The sequence below is a fragment of the Leifsonia sp. 466MF genome (assembly GCF_900100265.1).
In the GTDB taxonomy this organism is placed as follows: domain Bacteria; phylum Actinomycetota; class Actinomycetes; order Actinomycetales; family Microbacteriaceae; genus Leifsonia.
In genome coordinates this window covers 2,872,077-2,892,771 of record NZ_LT629696.1, presented here as the reverse complement: position 1 = coordinate 2,892,771, position 20,695 = coordinate 2,872,077, and the positions used below count along the sequence as shown (strand labels likewise).

Sequence of the window (20,695 nt, the reverse complement as noted above, 5' to 3'; positions counted from 1 at the left end):
CCGGGGCCCCTCGCGGGCGGGGACCCCAATGGACATCAGCGAGTAATGGAGAAAGAGGAAGCCCCCGGCTCGCGATGCGAGCCGGGGGCTTCCTCTTTCTTCATTACGTCGGGGTGACAGGATTTGAACCTGCGGCCTCTTCGTCCCGAACGAAGCGCGCTACCAAGCTGCGCCACACCCCGAAGGCCTCATCCAGGATACACGAGCGGGGGAGTGGTCATGACCACAGCACCCTGCTCGGCACCTCGCTTCACGGCGCGGGCGTCAGCGTGACCAGCGACGCCTCCGGGCGGCAGGCGAAGCGCACCGGCGCGAAGATCGACGTGCCGAGGCCCGCCGACACGTTGAGGTACGCCGAGCGGAAGGCATGGCGCCAGACGCTCAACCCCTTCACCTGTGCGCGTGGGATGTCGCAGTTCGTGACCAGCGCGCCGAACCCCGGAACGCAGACCTGACCGCCGTGCGTGTGGCCCGCGAAGATCATCGACGCACCGTAGGTGACGAAGGCGTCGAGGATGCGACGGTACGGCGAATGCGTGACACCGATGGTGACCGCCTGCCGCTGCTCGCTCGGGCCCTCATCCGGCCAGGCGTTGTCGTCCGAGAACGGGTCGTCCTCGCGCAGCTGGTCCAGAGCGCCGGGGATGGCCTCCACCCGGTCGAAACGGATGTGCGGGTCGTCGACACCGAAGAACTCGAGGTGCGTTCCCCGGACCTCCAGGCCGGCCGCCCGGTTGTCCAGGTCGGTCCAGCCCAGATCGCGGAAGTACGCCGTCAGGGCGGCCGTGTCGAGCCGCGGGGCGGTCGACGGGCGCTTCTTCGACGGGCCGAGGAAGTACTTCAGCGGGTTCTTCGCCTGCGGGCCGAAGTAGTCGTTGGATCCGTGCACGAAGACGCCCGGGATGCCGCGGAAGCCGTCGTAGGCGGCACGGACGCCCTCGAGGCCCCGGGCATGGCCGAGCACGTCTCCGGTCTCGACGATCAGGTCCGGCTTCAGCCGGGCGAGGGAGCGGATCCACTCCTGCTTGTCGCGCTGCCAGGGCGCCATGTGCAGGTCGGAGAGGTGGAGAACGCGGATCGGCTGCGCCCCGGCCGGAAGGACCGGCGCGCTCACCTCGCGCAGCGTGTACGCGCGACGCTCCACCAGCGAACCATAGGCGAACGCGGCGGCGCCCGCCCCGGCGAGGAACGCCAGGGCGGACGCCGCCGGTCGGAGGACTCCGCGCGCCACTATCCGCCCGTGCCCGGTGTCGGCTGGACGGCGGGTGCGGTCAGGGTCAGGGTCACCTGGGTTCCCGGCTTGGCAGGGGCATTGCCGGCGGGATCCTGAGCCTGAACGGTCGAGGTCGGACTATTGCCGCCCGCGGTCTTCACCTTGAATCCGGCGGCAGTCAGCGTCGCGAGAGCGTCGCCGTACTTCTGGCCCACCACGTTCGGGACCGCCACGAGGGACCCGTTGCTGGTGAACAGGGTGATGGGCGTGCCCTTGCTGACCTGCGTACCGGCGGGCGGATCTGTCGCCGAGATCGTTCCGGCGGGGGCGACCGAGTCCTGCGGGCCGCCGTCGGCCGAGTCCAGCCCGAGGCCGGTCAGGATCGACTTCGCCTCGTCGGGCGTCTTACCCGTCAGGTCGGGAACTGCGACCTGGATGCCGCGCGTCAACTTGTCGGGCGCCGCCGGGAAGTCGTCGCCGCCGTACTTGCCGACCGCCGCGGTCATCATGATTCGCATGACATCGGTACGAGCCGACGCGGGCGACTTGCCGTGGGTCGGGTACACCTTGCGGAAGTCGACGTGGTTGTTGATGTTGCCGACCCAGTAGGCGCCGGCGACCTTCGTCGTGGCCGCCACGAGCCAAAGCTGGTCGTTGTACTCCGTCGTTCCCGTCTTGCCGAGCATGTCCTTGCCGGTGCGGTTCATCCCTGCCGCGGTGCCGTTCTGGATCGGACCCTGGAGCGCCTTCGCCATCGTGTTGGCGACCGCCGGATCGACGGACTGCGTGCAGGCGCTCTGCGGCACCTTCACGTCCTTGCCGTTCGCGTCGAGGATCTTGTCGATGGCGATCGGCGAGCACGTCATCCCGTTGTTGGCGATGCCCGCGAAGGCGGTGGCCATGGTCAGAGGGGCGATGTAGTTGGTGCCCAGCACCGACGCGGGGTTCGTGTCCAGAGGCTCGCCCTTGGCGGTGTGGACTCCGAACGCTTCGGCGTCCTTCTTGATCTCGCACAGGTCCACCTGGGAGGCCATCGAGATGAAGGCCGTGTTGATGGACAGCGTGGTCGCGCTCTGAGCGTTGCGGATGCCCGTCTCTCCCGGTGAGTCGTTCTGCGGCGTGTAGGTGCCGCTCCAGTTCCCGGCGCACGAGTCCTTGAACGACTTGTAGGTCCGGATGTTGGCGTTGACGGGCTCGCTGAGGGAGTGGCCCTGCTTGAGCCATTCGGCGAGGGTGAAGACCTTGTAGGTGGAGCCGACCTGGAATCCGCCCGAGCCGCCGTACTTCTGGTCGGTGGCGAGATTCACGGAGGAGAAGTCAGTGCTCGTGTTGAGCACCTCCGGGTCCTGGCTGTACTTCTTGTTCTGCGCCATGTAGAGCACGCGCCCGGTGCCCGGCTGCACACCCACCAGCACCCCGCCGATGTCGGCCTTGGGATAGGAGGCCGGAACGTAGGAGTTGATGGTCTCCTCGGCGACCTGCTGCAGCTGGAGGTCGAGGCTTGTGTAGATCTTGTAACCACCCCGGTTGAAGTTGGAGGCGCGAGTGTCCTCGTCGGCGCCGAAGGTGGGGTCGTTGAGGATGATCTTCTGGACGTAGTCGCAGAAGTACGCCGACCCGCCCGCGGTCTGACAGCCGCGCTCGGAGGGGGTGATCGCCGGCTGGATCGGGGTCTTGACCGCTTCCTCGTACTGCGCCTTCGTGAGGCGCTTGTACTGGTACATCTTCTGGAGGATGTAGTCGCGGCGCTCCTTGTTCTTCGCGTACCCGTTCGCCGCGCCGTTGGTCTCCGAACCGGGGTTGTCGATCTTCAGGCTGGTCGGCTCGTTCACGATCGCGATCAGGCTGGCCGCCTGCGCAGGCGTCAGCGCTGCCGCGGTGGTGTTGTAGTAGTAATGCGCTGCGGCCTCGATGCCGTAGACGGTGCCACCGAAGCCTGCGATGTTCAGGTACCCGACCAGGATCTGGTCCTTGGTGTACTTCTTCTCGATGCCGATCGCGTACTTCATCTCCTTGACCTTTCGGTCGGGAGACACGCCCGTGGAGTCATCCACGCACTGCTGGTACTTGGCCTTCTGCTCCTTGGACTTCACCGGGAGCGCCTCGCACTTCTGCAGCAGCACGTTCTTCACGTACTGCTGGGTGATCGAGGAACCACCCTGAACACCGCCACCGGCGACGGTGGAGAGCACACCGCGCACGGTGCCCTGGATGTCGACGCCGCCGTGCGTGTAGAAGCGAGGGTCTTCGCCCGCGATCGCGGCATCCTTCGCCGCCTGCGAGATCTGGTCGAAGGCGACCGGCAGGCGGTTCTGGGAGTAGAACGTGGCGAGCGGGACGTCCTGGTCGCCGTTCTTGGCATAGATGGTGGTCGGCTGAGCCAGCTGGTCGACGTTCAGGTACTCCGGGAGTCCCTCGAACACGCCGATGCTGTTATTGGCCGCCATCCCCGTCACAGCGATCGCAGGCGTGACGGCGGCGGTGACCAGAAGACCGGCCACAACACTCATGCCGATGAACGCACCGGCGGCGCCGAGCACACCTCTAGCCTGTGGTTTTTGCGCAGACATAGGATCAGAGTAGGTGATGAACCTGCAAAATCCCCCGATCCGAGGAGCACGATGCCGCGCTGGGAGTACCTGACCACCCCGCTGATGATCCACAACACCGCAGCGATCCTGAACAACTGGGGGTCGGAGGGCTGGGAGCTGGTGCAGATCGTCACCGGCCCGGAGGGCGGACTCGTCGCCTACCTGAAGCGCCCCGTGACGGATGGGGAGCAGGCCTGATGGCGGACATCGAGGCGCGTCTCGTCCAGCTCGGGATCGACCTGCCGGACGTGGTCCCGCCGGTCGCGGCATACACGCCGGCGGTGCTCGACGGGCACCACGTCTACACCTCGGGGCAGCTGCCGATGGTGGCCGGAGCTCTTCCGGCGACCGGCAAGGTCGGTGAGGGCGCCGGCCTCGTCGCGCCCGCCGATGCCAAGGAGTACGCACGGATCTGCGCGTTGAACGCGCTTGCCGCCGCGAAGAGCGTCCTCGGCTCCCTCGATCGAGTGACCCGTGTGGTGAAGGTCGTCGGCTTCGTCTCCTCCGACCCCGCATTCACCGGCCAGCCTGCGGTCATCAACGGGGCGTCCGAGGTGCTGGGCGAGATCTTCGGCGACGCCGGTGTCCACGCCCGCTCCGCCGTGGGCGTCGCCGTGCTGCCCCTCGACGCGCCGGTCGAGGTGGAGCTGATCCTCGCCGTCGACTGACGACGCAGAGTCTCGGTGATGACTCCGGCCATCACCGAGACTCCAAGTGCCACCGCTCAGCTTGCGTCCGTCGCCTCGAGTGCGGCCGCGCGCCGCTGGAGGTGGGCGGCACGCACGACGCCTAGCCCGGTCATGCCCTCTCCCCACGTCGACGCATCATGACGATGCCGGCGCCGGCGAGACCCGCCACCGCGGCTGCACCGCCGACGGCCGGAGCGATGACGGGGATCGCCGTGTCGTCGGCGGTCCAGGTGAAGATCGCGGTCGGCTGTACTTCGTCTGTGGAGAGCGTGGGAGTGGTGAGCGAGCGGTAGGCCACCAGATCAAAGGTCACGCTCCCCTGCTGAGGGGCCGGAGTCAGCTGCGAAACGGTGAGCGTCGGAAGGAGGAGCGTCGTGATCGTGTCCGCGTTTCCGGTGTCGGTTACCACCAGTTGCCACACGGTCGAGGGGTCAGAAGCGCGGTGGTACAGCTCCCAGTGACCGTTCCCGATCGTTCGTTCCCACCCACCGTCTGCGGACGCGCGCGGAGTGCCCGGCGCGCCGTGGATGTTGTTGAGCAGCTCGGTCCCTGCGGGAACGGTGACAGCGATCGTGGCCTGGTACGCCGCAGGAGACAGTGCCCAGGGCGCGCCCGTCATGGTCACGTCCAAGCTCTTGCCCACGGTCGTGGTCGCGTTGAGCATCGTTCCGCTTCGGTCGTTCACGGCCGCGAATGCGGGGCTGGCCGCCAGCACTCCAGCGCCTGTGATACCGAGCGTGAGGGCGCCGACCAAGGCGGCGTTACGCAGTTTCGTCAATTTCGGGTTCCTCTCGAAGAGGGCCCACGACGTGCGGGCCCTCTTCGAGCCTGCGTCCCCTTACACCCACTCAATCGCCGTGAACGACAGAGGAGTGGTGACTTGCGTGATGGACGCGCCGAATTTGAGTAGTGCTGTAGGCGGACTCTTAGGAGAGCTTTGCCTGGATCGAACTCATCACCGCGGTGTCCGCCAGGGTCGTGGTGTCGCCGACCTCTCGGCCTTCGGCCACATCCCGCAGCAGGCGCCGCATGATCTTGCCCGATCGCGTCTTGGGCAGCTCCGTGACGATGAAGATGTCACGGGGACGCGCGATCGCACCGATCTGCTCGGCGACGTGCTTGCGCAGCTCGGCCGCGACATCCATCGCGCCGGCCTGCTCCAGCTGGTTCTGCTTGATGATCACGAACGCGACGACGGCCTGGCCGGTCGTCTCGTCGTTCGCCCCGACGACCGCCGCCTCGGCCGTGAAGGGATGCGCGACCAGGGCGGACTCGATCTCCGCCGTCGACAGGCGGTGGCCGGAGACGTTCATGACGTCGTCCACCCGGCCCAGCAGCCAGATGTCGCCGTCCTTGTCGTAGCGCGCGCCATCGCCGGCGAAGTACTTGTCGCCGAACTTCGACCAGTAGGTCTCCTTGAAGCGCTCCGGGTCTCCCCAGATGCCGCGCAGCATGCTCGGCCACGGTTCCGTGACGACCAGCAGGCCGCCCTGGTCCTTGCCGACGGGTGTGCCCGACTCGTCGAGGATGTCGATCGAGATGCCCGGCAGGGGCACCTGGGCGCTCCCCGGCTTCAGCGTGGTGACCCCCGGGAGGGCCGAGACCATGATCGCGCCGGTCTCGGTCTGCCACCAGGTGTCCACGATCGGGGTCGTGTCGCCGCCGATGACCTCGCGGTACCACATCCACGCTTCCGGGTTGATCGGCTCACCGACCGAGCCGAGGACGCGCAGGCTCGACAGGTCGAACTGCTGCGGGTGCTGGCGGCCCAGCTTCATGAACGAGCGGATCGCGGTCGGCGCGGTGTAGAAGATCGAGACCTTGTACTTCTCGATCAGCTCCCACCAGCGGCCGGGGTGCGGCGTCTCGGGCGTGCCCTCGTACATCACCTGGGTCGCGCCGTTCGCGAGCGGCCCGTAGACGACGTATGTGTGGCCGGTGATCCATCCCACGTCGGCGCTGCACCAGTACACGTCGGACTCGGGGTGGAGGTCGAAGACGAACTTGTGCGTGAACGAGGCCTGCGTCAGGTACCCGCCGGTGGTGTGCAGGATGCCCTTCGGCTTACCCGTCGTGCCGGACGTGTAGAGGATGAAGAGGGGCTGCTCGGCCGGGAACGCCTTCGCCACGTGATCGGCGTCGACAAGCGCGAGCTCGTCGTGCCACCACAGGTCGCGGCCCTCGGTCCAGGCCACCTCGTTCTCGCCGCGCTTGACCACGAGCACGTGCTCGACCGTGGTCGCGTCGCCGGTGAGCGCCGCATCCACCGCGTCCTTCAGGGGGAAGACGCGGCCCTTGCGCCAGCCGCCGTCCGCGGTGATGACGAGTTTCGCCTCCGCGTCGTCGATACGCGAGCGGAGGCTCTCGGCGCTGAATCCGCCGAAGACGACGGAGTGCACGGCGCCGATCCGTGCGACGGCGAGCATCGCGATGACGGCCTCGGGGATCATCGGGAGGTAGATCGCCACGCGGTCGCCCGCGCGGATGCCCAGACTGGTGAGCAGGTTGGCCGCCTTCTTCACCTCGGCCGTCAGCTCGGCGTACGTGATCGTGCGGGTGTCGCCCGGTTCGCCCTCCCAGTGGATCGCGACACGGTCACCGTTGCCGGCAAGCACATGCCGGTCGAGGCAGTTGTAGGCGACGTTCAGCTCGCCGTCGTCGAACCACTTGGCGAAGGGAGGCTCGCTCCAGTCGAGAGTGCGCGTGAACGGCGTGTGCCAGTGCACCAGTTCGCGAGCCTGGTCGGCCCAGAATCCCAGCCGGTCGGCGGCCGCGCGCTCGTACAGGCCCGCGTCGGCGATCGCGTTCGCGGCGAACTCGTCGCTCGGTGGGAACCGGCGGGCTTCATGCAGCAGGTTGTCGATTGTGTTGCTCATGGGGAGTCTTTTCGCTCCTTTGCGATGCGGTCGATACGGGTCGTGGCGCGACAATGCCTGACTCTACAACCTGCTCGAGCGACCGCCCCAGGAGACTTGCGTTTGCATCGATTCTGCGTAAACTGGACCCCGGCCGAATGTAAATTCGTGCGTGCGGCGCAATCGATTCCCCCCAATCCTGCGCCGCAGTGGCCGCACCTGTTCCCCCCAATAGGTGCGGCCCCCCTTTTTTAACCGGCAGGTCGACTCCTCCGGGCGGTTGTTCACAGCTGGATGCGGCGGTGACTTCTCCACCGATGTGATGGAGAGTCGCCGGCCGTGGGTATGGCATCTCTAGCGTCGTCGCATGACGAACCACCAGCGCGGCGACGAGTCTCCCGGACTCTGGCGCACCTTCGGACCACTCGCTCCCTACCTCCTGCGCCCCGGGGTTACCGACCTCTTCGTGACCGCATCGGGGGAGCTGTGGAGCGATGGGCCACCGGACGGGTTACGGCGGGAGGGCGGCTGGCGCGCCGACCGGTCGAGCGCGCGCGAGTTGGCGGTGCGGCTGATCGCCGCGGGTGGTCGCCACATCGATGAGGCGACTCCGTTCGTCGATGTCCGGCTGACCGGCGGCGTGCGGGTCCATGCGGTCCTCCCACCGGTGTCGACCGGGGGCGCACTGCTGTCGATCCGCGTGCCAGCGCGGGAGCAGCCGACTCTGGACGAGCTGGTCGCCCGCGGCGGTATGGACCCGCTCGAACGGGATCGGTTGCTGCAGGCCGTCCGCGCCAGGACGAACCTGCTGATCACAGGCGCAGGTGGCGCGGGCAAGACCACGCTCCTGGCGGCGCTCCTCGGGAACGCCCCTCCCGATGAGCGGATCGTGGTGATCGAGGATGTCGCGGAGCTGCGCATCCGTCATCCGCACGTCGTCGGTCTCGAGACCCGGCAGCCGAACCTCGAAGGTGCCGGCGGCGTCGATCTGCGTCGGCTGGTGCGCGAGGCCCTGAGGATGCGGCCGGACAGGCTCGTGCTCGGCGAGTGCCGGGGTGAGGAGGTGCGTGACCTTCTCGCCGCTCTCAATACCGGCCACGACGGTGGCGCCGGGACTCTGCACGCGAACTCGCTGGAGGACGTTCCCGCCCGCCTCGAGGCGCTGGGCGCATTGGCCGGGCTGGACGACCACGCGTTGGCGAGGCAGGCGGTGAGTGCGATCGGGCTGGTCGTGCACCTGTCGAGGGCCGACGGCGTGAGGAAGGTCTCGGGCTTCGGACGGCTGCACCTGGATGGAGCGGGCCGGTTGGCGATCACACCGCTCGGCGCCGGCGGCGGTGTGGTCGGCGACGGCGGTGCCGCCCGCGCCGGGTCGGGACCGTGAGACGAGCGCGCGCACCGGCCGGAGCCCAGCCGGATGCGGTCGCCGCACTCGCCGAGTCGCTCGCCGTGCTGCTCGATGCGGGACTGCCCCCGCGGTCCGCCTGGGAGGCCGCCGCCGGGTACGGAGCGCATCCTCTGGCGGATCGGGTCGCGAACGCCCTCAGGCATCAGCCGTCGTGCGCGTCCGCTCTCGCGCAGGCGGCAGACACCGACGATGTCCGCATGCTCGCGGTGGCCTGGCGGGTCGCCGAACGGACGGGCGCGCCGCTGGGCCACACGTTGCGCGCGATGGCGGAGACGCTGAGAGACGCGGCGGAGACGGAACGGGAGGTGGACGTCGCCCTGAGCGGTCCCCGCGCGACGGCGCGGCTCGTCTCGTGGTTGCCGGCGGTCGGGGCGGTACTGGCTGGAGCGCTCGGAGCGGACCTCGCGGGCGCGCTGGGGTCGGTACCCGGCACGACATCCGTCGGTGCTGGCGTTCTGCTCATGCTGGCCGGCCGGTGGTGGATGCGTGCACTGGTCACACGCGCGGTCGCACGCCCGCTGCCGCAGGGGCTTGCCGAGGAGCTCATCGCCGTCGGATTGGCCGGTGGCGTGTCGATCGGCGCGGCGCGGGAGATCGTGAGGGAGGCCGCGGAGGAATCCGGGCTTGGCTCGCTGGATGAGCGAGGTGCAGCACGAGTACTCCGGCTGGCCTCCGCGGCCGGGGCACCCGCCGGCGAGCTGCTGACCGCCGCCGCGCGCCAGCAGCGCCGAATGGCCAGGGCCGAGGGTCGTCGACGCGCAACGACGCTCGGCGTCCGGCTGATGGTGCCCTTGGGCGCCTGTGTCCTCCCCAGCTTCCTGTTGCTGGCCGTGGCGCCGCTGGTGCTGTCCCTGTTGTCGTCCACAACGGCGGGTCTGCGATGACTGTCCACAGATCGGCCGTCCCGCATCCGCCAGGCGGCCCCGAACCGAAGGATGGAGTCATGAAGCACATGACGATCGAAGAACGAACTGGCGAGGGCGTTCCGCGTTCCCTCGGCGCCGACGGGCGATCCCCACTGCGGCGACTCGGGCGACGATTCGGCCGACGATTCGGCCGACGGTTCCGGCGACGACTCGCCGACGACCGGGGCGCGGCGACCGCCGAATACGCCATCACGATCCTGGCCGCTGTCGGGTTCGCCGGGCTCCTCGTCGCCCTGTTGAAGGGCGATGAAGTGAAAGGAATCCTCTCCGACCTGGTGCATCGTGCGCTGTCGGGCGGATGACGGTCCGCGTGGCGTCCGTCCGAGACCTCCGCGACGAGCGGGGCAGCGTGACGGCCGAGTTCGCGGTCGCACTCCCGGCGGTGCTCGCGTGTCTCGCGCTCTGCATCGGCGCTCTCCATGGAGCGGTTCAGTACGGATCGCTCGCGGCCGGGGCAGCCGCGGCAGCGCGGTTGGAGGGCAGGGGAGACGACCCGGGTGGTTCGATCCCGGCTGGAGCGACAGCGATGGTCGAGAGGGAGAGGCGGACCGTATGTGTTCGACTGACGGCGGCAGGCGACACGGTTCTCAGCCGTCTCGGCGTCCTGCTCAGCGCGAGGGCGTGCGCCCTGGACGAGGCGGAGGCGGGATGAAAGGGAGGGTGTCCGAGACGCCCGGTTGCCGGTCGGTGGTCGTAGCTGCACTGCATTCGGACCGGGGGAGCGGATCGGTTCTCGCGCTCGCAGCGGTGTGCGCGATCGTCACGGTGGCGACGGGCGGAGTCGCGGTGGTCGGAGCCGGAGCGGCGCACGCGCGCGCAGCCATGGCGGCCGACCTGGCGGCGCTGGCCGGCGCCGACGTGGCGAGCGGCCGTGCGGGAGGGGTGCCCTGCGACGTGGCCCAGAGCATCGCCCAGTTGAACGGAGCGGGGATGACCGACTGCCATCAGAACGGGACGGTGGTCACCGTGACCACATCCACGCCGTACCTCGCCTTCGCCTCGACGGCATCGGCGCGTGCCGGACCGCCCGGCGGGTAGGTTCCGAAGCCGGAAGTGTCCGCGCGACGCCGACGGGTTCCGATCAGTCGAAGACGGTCTCGAGGTAGCGGTATGAGACGGCGGTGGGGCGCTGCCCGCGGCCGTCGTCGGACGCGTATTCGAGCTCGGCCCCCGACGCTCTCACATAGAGGTAGTGCTTGGAGCCAAGGGGTGCCGAGATCTCCAGGCGAGGGCGGGCGTCGCCGGAGTCGAGGAAACCGGTCGAGATCGTCTTGCCCTCCAGGGGTCCGTCGATCAGTTTGGCGGTGTACATCATCGTCGTTGCCATACACGTATTGTCCTCCCGACGGGATCGTCGGCATAGGGTCGGCGGGTGCTCCGTCCCTGGGGCCGTCCGTCGGTCCGGCCGCCGGGACGGCGTCCGCCTGGGGCTGCGCCGACGGCGAACGCCGAACACTCGATTAGGCGGACAAGCGGCGAAGGTGTGTATGGTTTGCCTGTCGGCCGCACGGACCATCCCAACAATGGATCGGCGCCTTCAGGGGGAGCGCGCCACGCCGGTCCAGTCGTGACGACAACCGTGAGCTGTGGCGACACAGTGTGTGCATATATAAGAGGAGTCAGGTGCCTGACACGAAGAAGCTCGTCATCGTCGAGTCTCCGAACAAGGTGAAGTCGATCGCCCAGTATCTCGGCGACGGCTACGAGGTCATGGCCTCGGTCGGGCACATCCGCGACCTCATCGAGCCGAAGAACCTGCCGCCCGAGCTCAAGAAGGGGTCGCTGGGCAAGTTCTCCGTCGACGTCGAGAACGAGTTCGAGCCCTACTACGTGGTGTCCGACCAGAAGAAGAAGACGGTCGCCGACCTCAAGCGTGCTCTCAAGAACGCCGACGAACTCCTCCTCGCAACGGATGAGGACCGCGAAGGAGAGGCCATCGCCTGGCACCTCGTCGAGGTGCTGAAGCCCAAGGTGCCCGTCAAGCGGATGGTCTTCCACGAGATCACCCGCGAGGCCATCGAGAAGGCTCGCGACAACACCCGCGAGATCGACACGGCTCTGGTCGACGCTCAGGAGACCCGCCGCATCCTCGACCGGCTCTACGGCTACGAGGTGTCTCCCGTCCTCTGGCGCAAGGTCGGACCGGGCCTCTCGGCCGGTCGCGTCCAGTCCGCGGCCACCCGGCTCGTGGTCGACCGCGAGCGCGAGCGCCTGGCGTTCGTCCCGGCCTCGTACTGGGGACTGACCGCACAGCTGGCTCCGGAAGACGCGAACGCCTTCGAGGCACGCCTCGCCCGGATCGACGGCGACCGCGTCGCCACCGGCCGCGATTTCGACGACCACGGCCGCCTCACCACGAAAGCCCGGACGCTCGACGAGCCCTCCGCGACCACGCTCGCGGCGGCGATCCGTCAGCCGAGCACGGCCGTCGCCGTCTCCAAGGTCGACTCCAAGCCCTACTCGCGGCGTCCCGCCGCGCCGTTCACCACCTCGACCCTCCAGCAGGAGGCGGCGCGCAAGCTCCGCTTCTCCGCGCGGCAGACGATGAGTGTCGCGCAGACTCTCTACGAGAACGGGTACATCACCTATATGCGCACCGACTCCGCGTCGCTGTCGCAGCAGGCGACGAACGCTGCGCGGACGCAGGCGGCGAAGCTGTACGGCCCGGAGACGGTCCCCGACAAGCCGCGCACCTACGCATCCAAGAGCAAGAACGCGCAGGAGGCGCACGAGGCGATCCGTCCGTCGGGCGAGACCTTCCGCACCCCTGCCGAGCTGGAGCGCTCGCTGCGCGGACCCGAGCTGCGCCTGTACGAGCTGATCTGGAAGCGGACCGTCGCCTCCCAGATGGCCGACGCGAAGGGCCAGACGGCATCCGTCACCGTCGAGGCGCGCGTCTCGGAAGGACCGCTCGACGGCACCGTGGCCGAGTTCACGGCCAGCGGCACCGTGATCACGTTCCGAGGCTTCCTGAACGCCTACGAGGAGAGCCGGGACGAGGAGCGCAACAGCAGCGACTCGGCCGAGGCCAAGCTTCCGCCGCTCACCGAGAAGCAGGCCCTGACCGTCCGCGACATCGCCGCCGACGGCCACGAGACCACCCCGCCGCCGCGCTACACGGAGGCGAGCCTCGTCAAGACGCTCGAAGAGCTCGGGATCGGGCGCCCCTCCACCTTCGCGAGCATCATCTCCACCATCATCGACCGCGGATACGTGACCCAGCGCGGCCAGTCCCTCGTCCCCAGCTGGGTCGCCTTCTCGGTCGTCCGGCTGCTCGAGGACTACTTCGGCGACCTGGTGCAGTACGACTTCACCGCCGAGATGGAGGATGACCTCGACCGCATCGCCGATGGCGAGGCCGAGCGCATCGACTGGCTGAACAGCTTCTACTTCGGCAGCGACAAGCACAAGGGCCTCCGACGGGTCATCGACAACCTTGGCGACATCGACGCCCGCAGCATCAACTCCATCGCCATCGACGACGGAGTGACGCTCCGCATCGGCAAGTACGGCCCCTACCTCGAGGTGTCCGAGCCCGATGCTGGCCCCGACGCCCAGCCGCGCCGCGTCAACATCCCGCCGGAGCTCGCCCCCGACGAGCTCACGCCCGCCAAGGCGCACGAGCTGATCGAGGCGCCTGTCCAGACCGACCGCGTGCTCGGGACGAACCCCGAGAACGGCAAGCTCGTCCTCGCCAAGGACGGACGCTTCGGACCGTACGTCACCGAAGCCGACCCCGAGGACGAAGCGGCAGCCGATCCCAAGACGGGCGAGGTGAAGGAGCCGGCGAAGACCAAGAAGGCCGCCGCCGCCAAGCCGCGCACGGCATCCCTCTTCAAGTCGATGGATCTGGCGACCCTCGACCTCGACACCGCGCTCAAACTGCTCGACCTCCCGCGCGTCGTGGGAGCCGACCCGGAGAGCGGGGAAGAGATCCAGGCGCAGAACGGCCGCTACGGCCCGTACCTCAAGAAGGGTGCCGACACCCGGTCGCTCCCGAGCGAGGACGACATCTTCGACATCGACCTGCCGGGCGCGCTGGAGCTGTTCGCCCAGCCGAAGTACGGCAACCGCCGGGCGTCGAGCGCCCTCAAGGAGTTCGACGCCGATCCGGTCAGCGGCAAGCCGATCCGCGTGAAGGACGGCCGCTTCGGCCCGTACGTCACCGACGGTGAGACCAACGCCACGATCCCGCGCGGCGAGACCGTGGACGAGGTCGACTTCGACCGCGCGGTCCAGCTGCTCGCCGACAAGCGAGCGAAGGGACCGGCCAAGAAGCCGGCGCGGAAGACCGCTGCAGCCAAGACGACGGCGGCCAAGACGACGACGGCCAAGAAGCCCGCCGCCAAGAAGCCGGCGGCCAAGAAGTCCACGACCGCCGCGGCGAAGAAGTCCGCCGAGTGAGCGAGGGCCTCTTCATCACGCTCGAGGGCGGCGACGGGGTCGGAAAGTCCACGCAGGCGGCGCTCTTGGAGGAGTGGCTCACCGGGCGCGGCCGCACCGTCGTGCGCACCCGCGAGCCGGGCGGTACGGACGCGGGCGTCGAGATCCGCGAGATCGTCCTCCACCACCGCGGAGACATCGCGCCGCGCGCCGAGGCACTCCTCTACGCAGCCGACCGGGCGCACCACATCGCCACGGTGGTCCGTCCGGCCCTGTCCCGCGGCGACATCGTTGTCCAGGACCGCTACATCGACTCGTCCGTCGCCTACCAGGGCGCCGGGCGCGTCCTCGACGCCCAGCAGATCCGCGACCTCTCCCTGTGGGCGGCCGAGGGGCTGCTCCCGGACCTCACCATCCTCCTCGACCTCGACGAGGACACTGCCCGCACCCGCCTCGACTCCGCGCGCACCCGTTACGACCGCCTGGAGGCGGAACGCTCGGACTTCCACGCCCGCGTCCGCGCCGGCTACCTCGCGCTGGCCGAGCAGGAGCCCGAGCGCTTCCTGGTCGTGGATGCGAGCCGGCCCGTCGAGGAGATCGCCGCGGAGATCCGCGACCGCCTCGCCCTGCGCGTCTGAGGACCGTCGTGCGGAGACCGAGCAAGCGTGTCCGTCGTGCCAGCTAGCCTGGACACCATGACGGTGTGGGACGAGCTCACGGGGCAGGACGAGGCGATCGAGGTCGTCCGCGCTGCCGCGATCGGCTCCGCCGCAGGCAACGGAGCCGGTGCTCCCGGCCGCGGGATGACGCACTCCTGGCTCATCACCGGCCCGCCCGGCTCCGGCCGATCGAACCTCGCATACGCCTTCGCGACAGCGCTGCTCAGCCCCGGCACGCCCGAAGGCGACCTCGCCACGCGCCGTCAGGTCGACGCCCGCACCCACCCCGACCTCGCCGTCCTGAGCACCGAGCGCGTCATCATCTCCATCGACGAGGTCCGCGCCCTCGTCGCCAGCTCGCAGTTCGCCCCGTCGGTCGGCCGGTACCGCGTGATGGTGATCGAAGACGCCGACCGGATGACCGAACGCACCTCCAACGTCCTGCTGAAGGCGCTCGAGGAGCCGCCGGAGCGGACCGTCTGGATCCTCTGCGCGCCGAGCGACGCCGACCTTCTCCCGACCATCCGCTCCCGCGTCCGCACCGTGCGGCTGCGGGTGCCCAGCGTCGACGATGTCGCCCGCCTCATCCAGCGGCGGGACGGGGTGGATGCGGAGACCGCCGAGCGCGCTGCCCGCCACGCGCAGAGCCACATCGGCATGGCGCATCGCCTCGCCACCCACGAGGAGGCCCGCCGCCGGCGCCAGCAGACGCTCGAGCTGGCCCTCGGAATCCGCTCGGTCTCCGACGCCGTGCTCGCGGCGGCGACCCTGCTGGAGATCGCCGGCGCCGACGCGAAGGCGATCACGGAGGAGCGCGATGCGGAGGAGCGCGAGCACGCCCTGCGCTCGCTCGGGATCGAGCCGGGCGGCACGATCCCGCCGGCGCTCCGCGGCCAGCTGCGCCAGCTCGAAGAGGACCAGAAGCGCCGAGCGACCCGCAGCCTCCGCGACGGCATCGACCGCATCCTCGTCGACCTGCTCTCGCTGTACCGCGACGTGATGATGATCCAGCTCGGCAGCGACAGCGAACTGGTGAACCGCGAGCTGCGCGCCGAACTGGATGCTCTCAGCACCCACACGACTCCGGCCGCTACGCTCGCCGCGATGGACGCCGTCGCGACCGCGCGCGAACGCATCGACGGCAACGTCGCCCCGGCCCTCGCCCTCGAGGCCATGCTGACCACCATCCTGCGCGGCACGACCGCTCGAAAGGGGACCGACCTGTGATCACCCGACCCGGCCGTGCCCCGGTACGCGACCAGGCCGCAAGACGGCGCACCGCCCGCACCGCGGCCGTCGCGCTCGCCGCCGTCGTCGCCCTGACCCTCAGCGGCTGCGTGACCTGGTTCCTGCCCGCGAAGACGGTGACGACGTCCACTCCCGCTCCTGACGACGTCTCCGCCGAGTTGCAGCCGTACTACAGCCAGGTGCTGCACTGGACGAACTGCAGTGGCGGCAAGCAGTGCACGACCGTCAAAGCCCCTCTCGACTGGGACCACCCCGGCAAGGGCGACGTCGAGCTCGCGCTCATCCGTCAGCCCGCGAAGGGGACCAAGCAGGGGTCGCTGCTCACCAATCCCGGCGGCCCCGGCGCATCCGGCTTCGACTTCGTCAAGGACTCGGTCGACTTCGTCGCCGACGACACCCTCCAGCAGCACTTCGACATCGTCGGCTTCGACCCCCGCGGTGTCGGCCGGTCCACCGCGGTGAAGTGCTACGACGCCGAGCAGATGGACCAGTACCTGTACGGCATCACCCCCGGTGAGCGCGGCTCCGACCAGTGGATCGCCGAGAACACCACCATCGCCAAGGACTTCGGCGAGGCGTGCAAGAAGAACACCGGCGCTCCGCTGCCGAAGGTCGACACGGTCAGCGCCGCGCACGACCTCGATCTGCTCCGGGCGACGCTCGGCGACAAGAAGCTCAACTACCTCGGCTACTCGTACGGCACCTACCTGGGCGCCGTGTACGCGGGGCTGTACCCGGGGAAGACCGGGAGGCTCGTGCTGGACGGCGCGCTCGATCCCGCCGCCTCGAACTTCGACGTGACCGAGGTGCAGGCCAAGGGGTTCGAGAGCGCGCTGCGCGCCTACCTGACCGACTGCCTGACCCGGAAGGACTGCCCGTTCACCGGCACGGTGGACGACGCGATGAGCACGGTCGGGCAGCTGCTCGCGTCGGTCGAGAAGAGCCCGATCCGCAACTCCGACGGTCGCGAGCTCGGCGCGAACACCCTCGTGACGGCGATCATCACGCCGCTGTACGACGCGACCGCCTGGTCGTACCTCGACAAGCTGTTCGAGTCGGTCATGAAGGGGAGCGCATCCGTCGCCTTCTCGCTGGCGGACACGTACAACAACCGCGATGCCGACGGCACGTACTCGGACAACTCCACCGAGGCGTTCGTCGCCATCAACTGCCTCGACTACACCTACGACGCCGATCCCCCGCTGATGCGCCAGCAGGCGGCGGAGCTGGCCAAGGCGGCCCCCGTGATCGGGCCGTACATGGCCTACGGCGACATCGGCTGCGCCAACTGGCCGTACCAGTCGACCGGGCAGCGCGGTCCGATCTCCGCGGACGGCTCGGCGCCCATCCTCGTCGTCGGCACCACCAACGACCCCGCGACGCCGTACGTGTGGGCCAAGAACCTCGCCTCCGAGCTGCAGAACGGACACCTGCTCACCTATAAGGGCGAGGGGCACACCGCGTACAACAAGTCCAACTCCTGCGTGAACGACACGGTGGACGACTACCTCGTCAACGGCACCGTTCCGACCGACGGGAAGACCTGCTGATCCGTCGGTATCCGCCGTTCGGGTGAGTGGTGCAATTTTGCAGGGAGTGAAATAATCGACGTCGTGTCAGTGGCCCCCGATTCCACGCTGAACGAGCTCGGACTCCGCGAGCGGAAGCGCATCGCAACCCGTCGCGCGATCCAGCTCGCCGCCGTCGAGCTCGCCAGTGAGCGCGGATTCGACCGCGTCACGATCGACGAGATCAGTCACGTCGCGAACGTCTCGCCGCGGACCTTCTTCAACTACTTCCCCTCGAAGGAGTCCGCCATCATCGGCGAACTCCCGGAGCTTCCGGACGAGGAGACCATCGAGGAGTTCATCTCCGCAGGGCCCAGCCAGCCGATCCTCGACGGAATCAGCACCCTGCTGGTCGCCGCGATCGACCTGGGCGAGACCGTCGACGGGGAAGCCGAAGCGCCCCAGGCGCCCGAGAGCGTCCACCGCCTGCACACCCTTCGTCGGGCCCTCCTCAAGGACAACCCGGAGCTCTTCGCGCTGCGCATGGCCAGCATGCACAAGTTCGAGGATGCGCTGAGCGGCGTCGTCCAGCGCCGCCTCGCACACGACGACCCGGCTCTCGCTGCCGACGAGGAAGCCCTGCACCAGCGCGCCCGATTGGTGACCTACGTGGCCTTTGCGGGCATGCGGCACGCGTGGTCCTGCTGGGCCGACCACGGCGGCGTCGAGCCGCTCTCCGACCGCCTGCGCAGCTCGTTCGAGCAGCTCTCAGCGCTCGGAACGCAGGTCCGCTGACGCCGTCCCGGCATGGTCGGCAGCACCCCGCATGATCGGGTAAGCTATCTTCCTGTGCGTCGGACGGAAGTCCGGCCCACGCCGCCCTAGCTCAGTCGGCAGAGCATCTCACTCGTAATGAGAAGGTCGTGGGTTCGATTCCCACGGGCGGCTCTCACCGGCCCCATCCTCGGATGGGGCCTTTCCTGTTTTAAGCCACTCCATCGGAACGTCGAGAACCGACGCTAGCCCGAGCAGCGCCGGCCCGTCGGGAGTCGTGCGCCCGCCGATCCAGTTGCTGATGGTGTTGCGACTCACGTAGAGAGCGTCCGCCAGCTCCTGGTTGCCAATGTCTCGCACGCGCATCGCCTTACGGATGCGGTCGGCCATGTCCCATTCAAGGTAGGCGGTGCTCGGGTTGGTCATCGTCATGCACTAAGCATTGCACCGGCCACGCACCCATGCAAAGACATTTGCGACATGCCGCATTGGGTGTCGTCCCAAGTCTTGTGATTTGCACAAGCTTGTCCACATGTTGAAAACCGCCCCGGACGACGACGCTCCACGCATCATCTTCCCCGGCCAGCTCATTGGCTCGGTGACCGTCTGTGCGCTGCTCGGCATTGATCGGAGCACCCTTGTGCGACGCATCCAGCGCGGCGACATTGTGCCCCTGGCGCAGCTCGATGGCGCGACGGGCGCCTACGTGTTCGATCGGTTCGACTTTCCTGCCGAGGCGGCTCGGTGAGCGTCGAGTCAATGGCCATCGCCATGCATCACTCCAGGGCGCGCAACTCGACCGCCATAGCCGTGTTGGTCGGCATCGCCAATCACGATGGCGACGGCGGCGCCTGGCCAACCGTGGGGACGCTGGCGCACTACGCGCGAGTGTCGGAGCGTCAGGTGCAGCGGACGCTCAACGAGCTGATAGCGCTGGGCGAGATTCACCGCGATATCCAGGCTGGCGGAACGGTCGAGTTCGCGCCCACCGACCGCCCGAACCTCTATCACTTCACGCTGAAGTGCCCGCCGCACTGCGACAACACGCGCCAGCACCGCCTGATCTGTCAGGGGTGCGGCAAGCCGCTGCCTAAGACCTCTCAGACGGTCATGCGGCACCCGGCGTGCGAGCCGGCCTATCACGCCTCCGGGGAGGGGGTGACGCCCATGTCACCCGGTGACGCTGACGACACCCGGGGGGTGCCGCCGGTGACACCCAAACCATCCCTAGAACCATCCATTAACTACCCGCGTGAGGACTCTCCTGAACCGGCCTACGTAGGTAACCGTGCGCGTGCGCACGAGGGGGACGCCTCCGGCGCAGCGCTAGCCGCATCCGCTGGCGCGGCTGCTGAGCCGGCGCAAGCGCCGAAGATTGACGGCTCCGCCGACTCCCACCGGCCCGCTGGCGCGTCTGCCGCAGCCGGCCCTATCAGCTCGCCGGCCGACGCTCAGCGCGGCCCGCATGAGGACCCGAACGCATGCCCCAGGTGGCGCGGGTCCATGCCCCACACCATCGGCCGCGACGGCCGCTGCATCGACTGCGGGGCGAGCGTCCCCGGTCACATCGACACCGAGACAGGAGAGGTCCACTGATGCGCAAGCGAGTCACCTACCGACACCCCGAGTCCACTACGGCCCGAGACAGGATGAAGATGGCCGGCGCCGGCGCGCTGGTCGCAGCTGGGCCGGTGCTCGGCTGGATCATCCTCTCGGCCTACATGCCGATGGGAGCGGCCCTGTGACGCGCAGAGATGCGAACAGCGCCGTGGACGGCCTCCAGGCCATGGCGGCCCGGTTTGACGACGCAGCGGCCCGAGCGTTCACCGTGCTGGACCATGAGCAGCGCCAGCAGGACGCCAGGACGCTGCGCGTGGTCGCCGGCATGGTGGCCGACCGCCGCGCCGACGCCGGCGAGCTGGTGCAGCTGTGGCTGGAGTCGGCCGAGCGCATGCTGGCGTACTACGACGCCGCCGACATGGCCGTGGTGTACGGCGACCGCAGCCGGCGCCGGCAGTTGCGTGCCGTTGAGACCGGGGAGGCCGGCGCATGACGCCCGACCTGGACACCGACCCGGTGCTGTTGCTCGGTATCGCTGCCGTGCTAGGCGTGGTCGCCCTGGTGCTGTGGCTGCGCGAGCGGCGCACGCCGGTTCTCGTCGTGCTGCTGGCGCAGCGCCGAGAGGACGGCGGCGCGGATGATGGCGTACTGGACGAGCAGCCCAAGGGCGAGCAGCAGGACGGCGACAGCGAGGCCGAGGACGAGCGCGAGCTGGACGTTTTCGACTGGAGGCATGGCGTCAGCGTATCGGGGGGCCGGCTGCGGTTCGACTCGCCGCTGACGCCGGCCGACGCGGCCGAGATGCAGCGCCGTTGGAACGAGCGCCGGCATGGCTGAGCGGCGTGTCTGGGCGACGCCGGCCGACCTCGTGGAATGGCTCC

22 protein-coding genes and 2 tRNA genes are annotated in these 20,695 nt (G+C 68.8%); 17 read left to right on the top strand and 7 right to left on the bottom strand.

Translation table 11 applies throughout. From position 1 onward, the window contains the following. Positions 1-108: 108 nt before the first annotated feature. The 3 genes from BLR91_RS13820 to BLR91_RS13810 all read right to left on the bottom strand — a co-directional run bounded on the left by BLR91_RS13820 (position 109) and on the right by BLR91_RS13810 (position 3,753). Positions 109-182 (bottom strand) — tRNA-Pro (locus tag BLR91_RS13820). A 68-nt stretch (positions 183-250) separates the two neighbouring features. After that, positions 251-1,231: a metallophosphoesterase gene (locus tag BLR91_RS13815; protein WP_018189936.1), complete on the bottom strand. Its 981-nt coding sequence runs from the start codon at positions 1,229-1,231 to the stop codon at positions 251-253. Beyond that, complete coding sequence (locus BLR91_RS13810) at positions 1,231-3,753, bottom strand: transglycosylase domain-containing protein (RefSeq protein WP_089881258.1); 2,523 nt, start codon at positions 3,751-3,753, stop codon at positions 1,231-1,233. Before BLR91_RS13810 ends, BLR91_RS13815 begins: the two co-directional genes overlap by 1 nt. A gap of 81 nt (positions 3,754-3,834) precedes the next feature. Between BLR91_RS13810 and BLR91_RS20040 the strand changes: the two genes are divergently transcribed. Beyond that, positions 3,835-4,002: a DUF4177 domain-containing protein gene (locus BLR91_RS20040; RefSeq protein ID WP_157694628.1), complete on the top strand. Its 168-nt coding sequence runs from the start codon at positions 3,835-3,837 to the stop codon at positions 4,000-4,002. Continuing rightward, positions 4,002-4,472 carry a RidA family protein gene (locus BLR91_RS13805; RefSeq protein WP_089881261.1) on the top strand — a complete coding sequence of 157 codons (471 nt, stop codon included), beginning with the start codon at positions 4,002-4,004 and terminating at the stop codon, positions 4,470-4,472. The genes BLR91_RS20040 and BLR91_RS13805 overlap by 1 nt, the downstream gene beginning before the upstream one ends. A gap of 130 nt (positions 4,473-4,602) precedes the next feature. Here BLR91_RS13805 and BLR91_RS13800 read toward each other — a convergent pair whose 3' ends face one another. Together BLR91_RS13800 and acs are read right to left on the bottom strand one after the other, a co-directional pair. Next, positions 4,603-5,271 carry a peptide ABC transporter substrate-binding protein gene (locus BLR91_RS13800; protein ID WP_157694629.1) on the bottom strand — a complete coding sequence of 223 codons (669 nt, stop codon included), beginning with the start codon at positions 5,269-5,271 and terminating at the stop codon, positions 4,603-4,605. Positions 5,272-5,419: 148 nt separating this feature from the next. Further along, positions 5,420-7,369, bottom strand: coding sequence for an acetate--CoA ligase (gene acs / locus BLR91_RS13795; protein ID WP_089881267.1), 1,950 nt, complete (start codon positions 7,367-7,369; stop codon positions 5,420-5,422). Between the two features lie 346 nt (positions 7,370-7,715). Between acs and BLR91_RS13790 the strand changes: the two genes are divergently transcribed. Genes BLR91_RS13790 through BLR91_RS13770 form a run of 5 tightly spaced genes read left to right on the top strand, consistent with a single transcriptional unit; the run spans position 7,716 to position 10,720 of the window. Beyond that, the gene (locus BLR91_RS13790) at positions 7,716-8,732 is read left to right on the top strand and encodes a TadA family conjugal transfer-associated ATPase (protein WP_089881270.1); all 1,017 of its coding nucleotides are present in this window, start codon (positions 7,716-7,718) and stop codon (positions 8,730-8,732) included. Beyond that, positions 8,729-9,640 (top strand): type II secretion system F family protein, encoded by a 912-nt coding sequence (locus tag BLR91_RS13785; protein ID WP_231918921.1) that lies wholly within the window; start codon positions 8,729-8,731, stop codon positions 9,638-9,640. Before BLR91_RS13790 ends, BLR91_RS13785 begins: the two co-directional genes overlap by 4 nt. Before the next feature lie 59 nt (positions 9,641-9,699). Next, entirely contained in the window at positions 9,700-9,984 is a 285-nt protein-coding gene (locus BLR91_RS13780) for a DUF4244 domain-containing protein (protein ID WP_089881277.1), read from the top strand. A gap of 8 nt (positions 9,985-9,992) precedes the next feature. Beyond that, positions 9,993-10,334, top strand: a complete 342-nt coding sequence (locus BLR91_RS13775) for a hypothetical protein (RefSeq protein WP_089881800.1) — start codon at positions 9,993-9,995, stop codon at positions 10,332-10,334. Between the two features lie 8 nt (positions 10,335-10,342). Continuing rightward, on the top strand, positions 10,343-10,720 hold the full coding sequence (locus BLR91_RS13770; RefSeq protein ID WP_231918920.1) for an Rv3654c family TadE-like protein: 378 nt from the start codon (positions 10,343-10,345) through the stop codon (positions 10,718-10,720). A 43-nt stretch (positions 10,721-10,763) separates the two neighbouring features. Here BLR91_RS13770 and BLR91_RS13765 read toward each other — a convergent pair whose 3' ends face one another. After that, the gene (locus BLR91_RS13765) at positions 10,764-11,009 is read right to left on the bottom strand and encodes a hypothetical protein (RefSeq protein ID WP_089881283.1); all 246 of its coding nucleotides are present in this window, start codon (positions 11,007-11,009) and stop codon (positions 10,764-10,766) included. 296 nt (positions 11,010-11,305) lie between these two features. Between BLR91_RS13765 and topA the strand changes: the two genes are divergently transcribed. The 6 genes from topA (at position 11,306) to BLR91_RS13735 (ending at position 18,428) form a co-directional block, all read left to right on the top strand. Further along, positions 11,306-14,086, top strand: a complete 2,781-nt coding sequence (gene topA, locus BLR91_RS13760) for a type I DNA topoisomerase (RefSeq protein ID WP_089881286.1) — start codon at positions 11,306-11,308, stop codon at positions 14,084-14,086. Then, entirely contained in the window at positions 14,083-14,703 is a 621-nt protein-coding gene (gene tmk, locus BLR91_RS13755) for a dTMP kinase (RefSeq protein WP_020075495.1), read from the top strand. The genes topA and tmk overlap by 4 nt, the downstream gene beginning before the upstream one ends. Positions 14,704-14,760: 57 nt before the next feature. Next, positions 14,761-15,951, top strand: coding sequence for a DNA polymerase III subunit delta' (locus tag BLR91_RS13750; RefSeq protein WP_089881289.1), 1,191 nt, complete (start codon positions 14,761-14,763; stop codon positions 15,949-15,951). Beyond that, the gene (locus BLR91_RS13745) at positions 15,948-17,522 is read left to right on the top strand and encodes an alpha/beta hydrolase (protein ID WP_089881293.1); all 1,575 of its coding nucleotides are present in this window, start codon (positions 15,948-15,950) and stop codon (positions 17,520-17,522) included. Before BLR91_RS13750 ends, BLR91_RS13745 begins: the two co-directional genes overlap by 4 nt. A gap of 63 nt (positions 17,523-17,585) precedes the next feature. Then, positions 17,586-18,275, top strand: a complete 690-nt coding sequence (locus tag BLR91_RS13740; RefSeq protein ID WP_231371085.1) for a TetR family transcriptional regulator — start codon at positions 17,586-17,588, stop codon at positions 18,273-18,275. An 80-nt stretch (positions 18,276-18,355) separates the two neighbouring features. Then, positions 18,356-18,428 (top strand) — tRNA-Thr (locus BLR91_RS13735). Here the strand turns inward: BLR91_RS13735 and BLR91_RS20475 are convergent. Then, positions 18,384-18,644: a helix-turn-helix domain-containing protein gene (locus tag BLR91_RS20475; RefSeq protein WP_442911337.1), complete on the bottom strand. Its 261-nt coding sequence runs from the start codon at positions 18,642-18,644 to the stop codon at positions 18,384-18,386. The two genes, BLR91_RS13735 and BLR91_RS20475, sit on opposite strands and share 45 nt — an antisense overlap. Before the next feature lie 142 nt (positions 18,645-18,786). Between BLR91_RS20475 and BLR91_RS13725 the strand changes: the two genes are divergently transcribed. From BLR91_RS13725 to BLR91_RS13710, 4 genes are all read left to right on the top strand, one after another. After that, positions 18,787-19,002: a hypothetical protein gene (locus tag BLR91_RS13725; protein WP_089881297.1), complete on the top strand. Its 216-nt coding sequence runs from the start codon at positions 18,787-18,789 to the stop codon at positions 19,000-19,002. A gap of 11 nt (positions 19,003-19,013) precedes the next feature. Further along, positions 19,014-19,850, top strand: coding sequence for a helix-turn-helix domain-containing protein (locus tag BLR91_RS13720; protein ID WP_089938090.1), 837 nt, complete (start codon positions 19,014-19,016; stop codon positions 19,848-19,850). Positions 19,851-19,995: 145 nt separating this feature from the next. Then, complete coding sequence (locus BLR91_RS13715; protein ID WP_089881305.1) at positions 19,996-20,307, top strand: hypothetical protein; 312 nt, start codon at positions 19,996-19,998, stop codon at positions 20,305-20,307. Further along, positions 20,304-20,651: a hypothetical protein gene (locus BLR91_RS13710; protein ID WP_089881308.1), complete on the top strand. Its 348-nt coding sequence runs from the start codon at positions 20,304-20,306 to the stop codon at positions 20,649-20,651. The genes BLR91_RS13715 and BLR91_RS13710 overlap by 4 nt, the downstream gene beginning before the upstream one ends. The last annotated feature ends 44 nt before the right edge of the window (positions 20,652-20,695 follow it).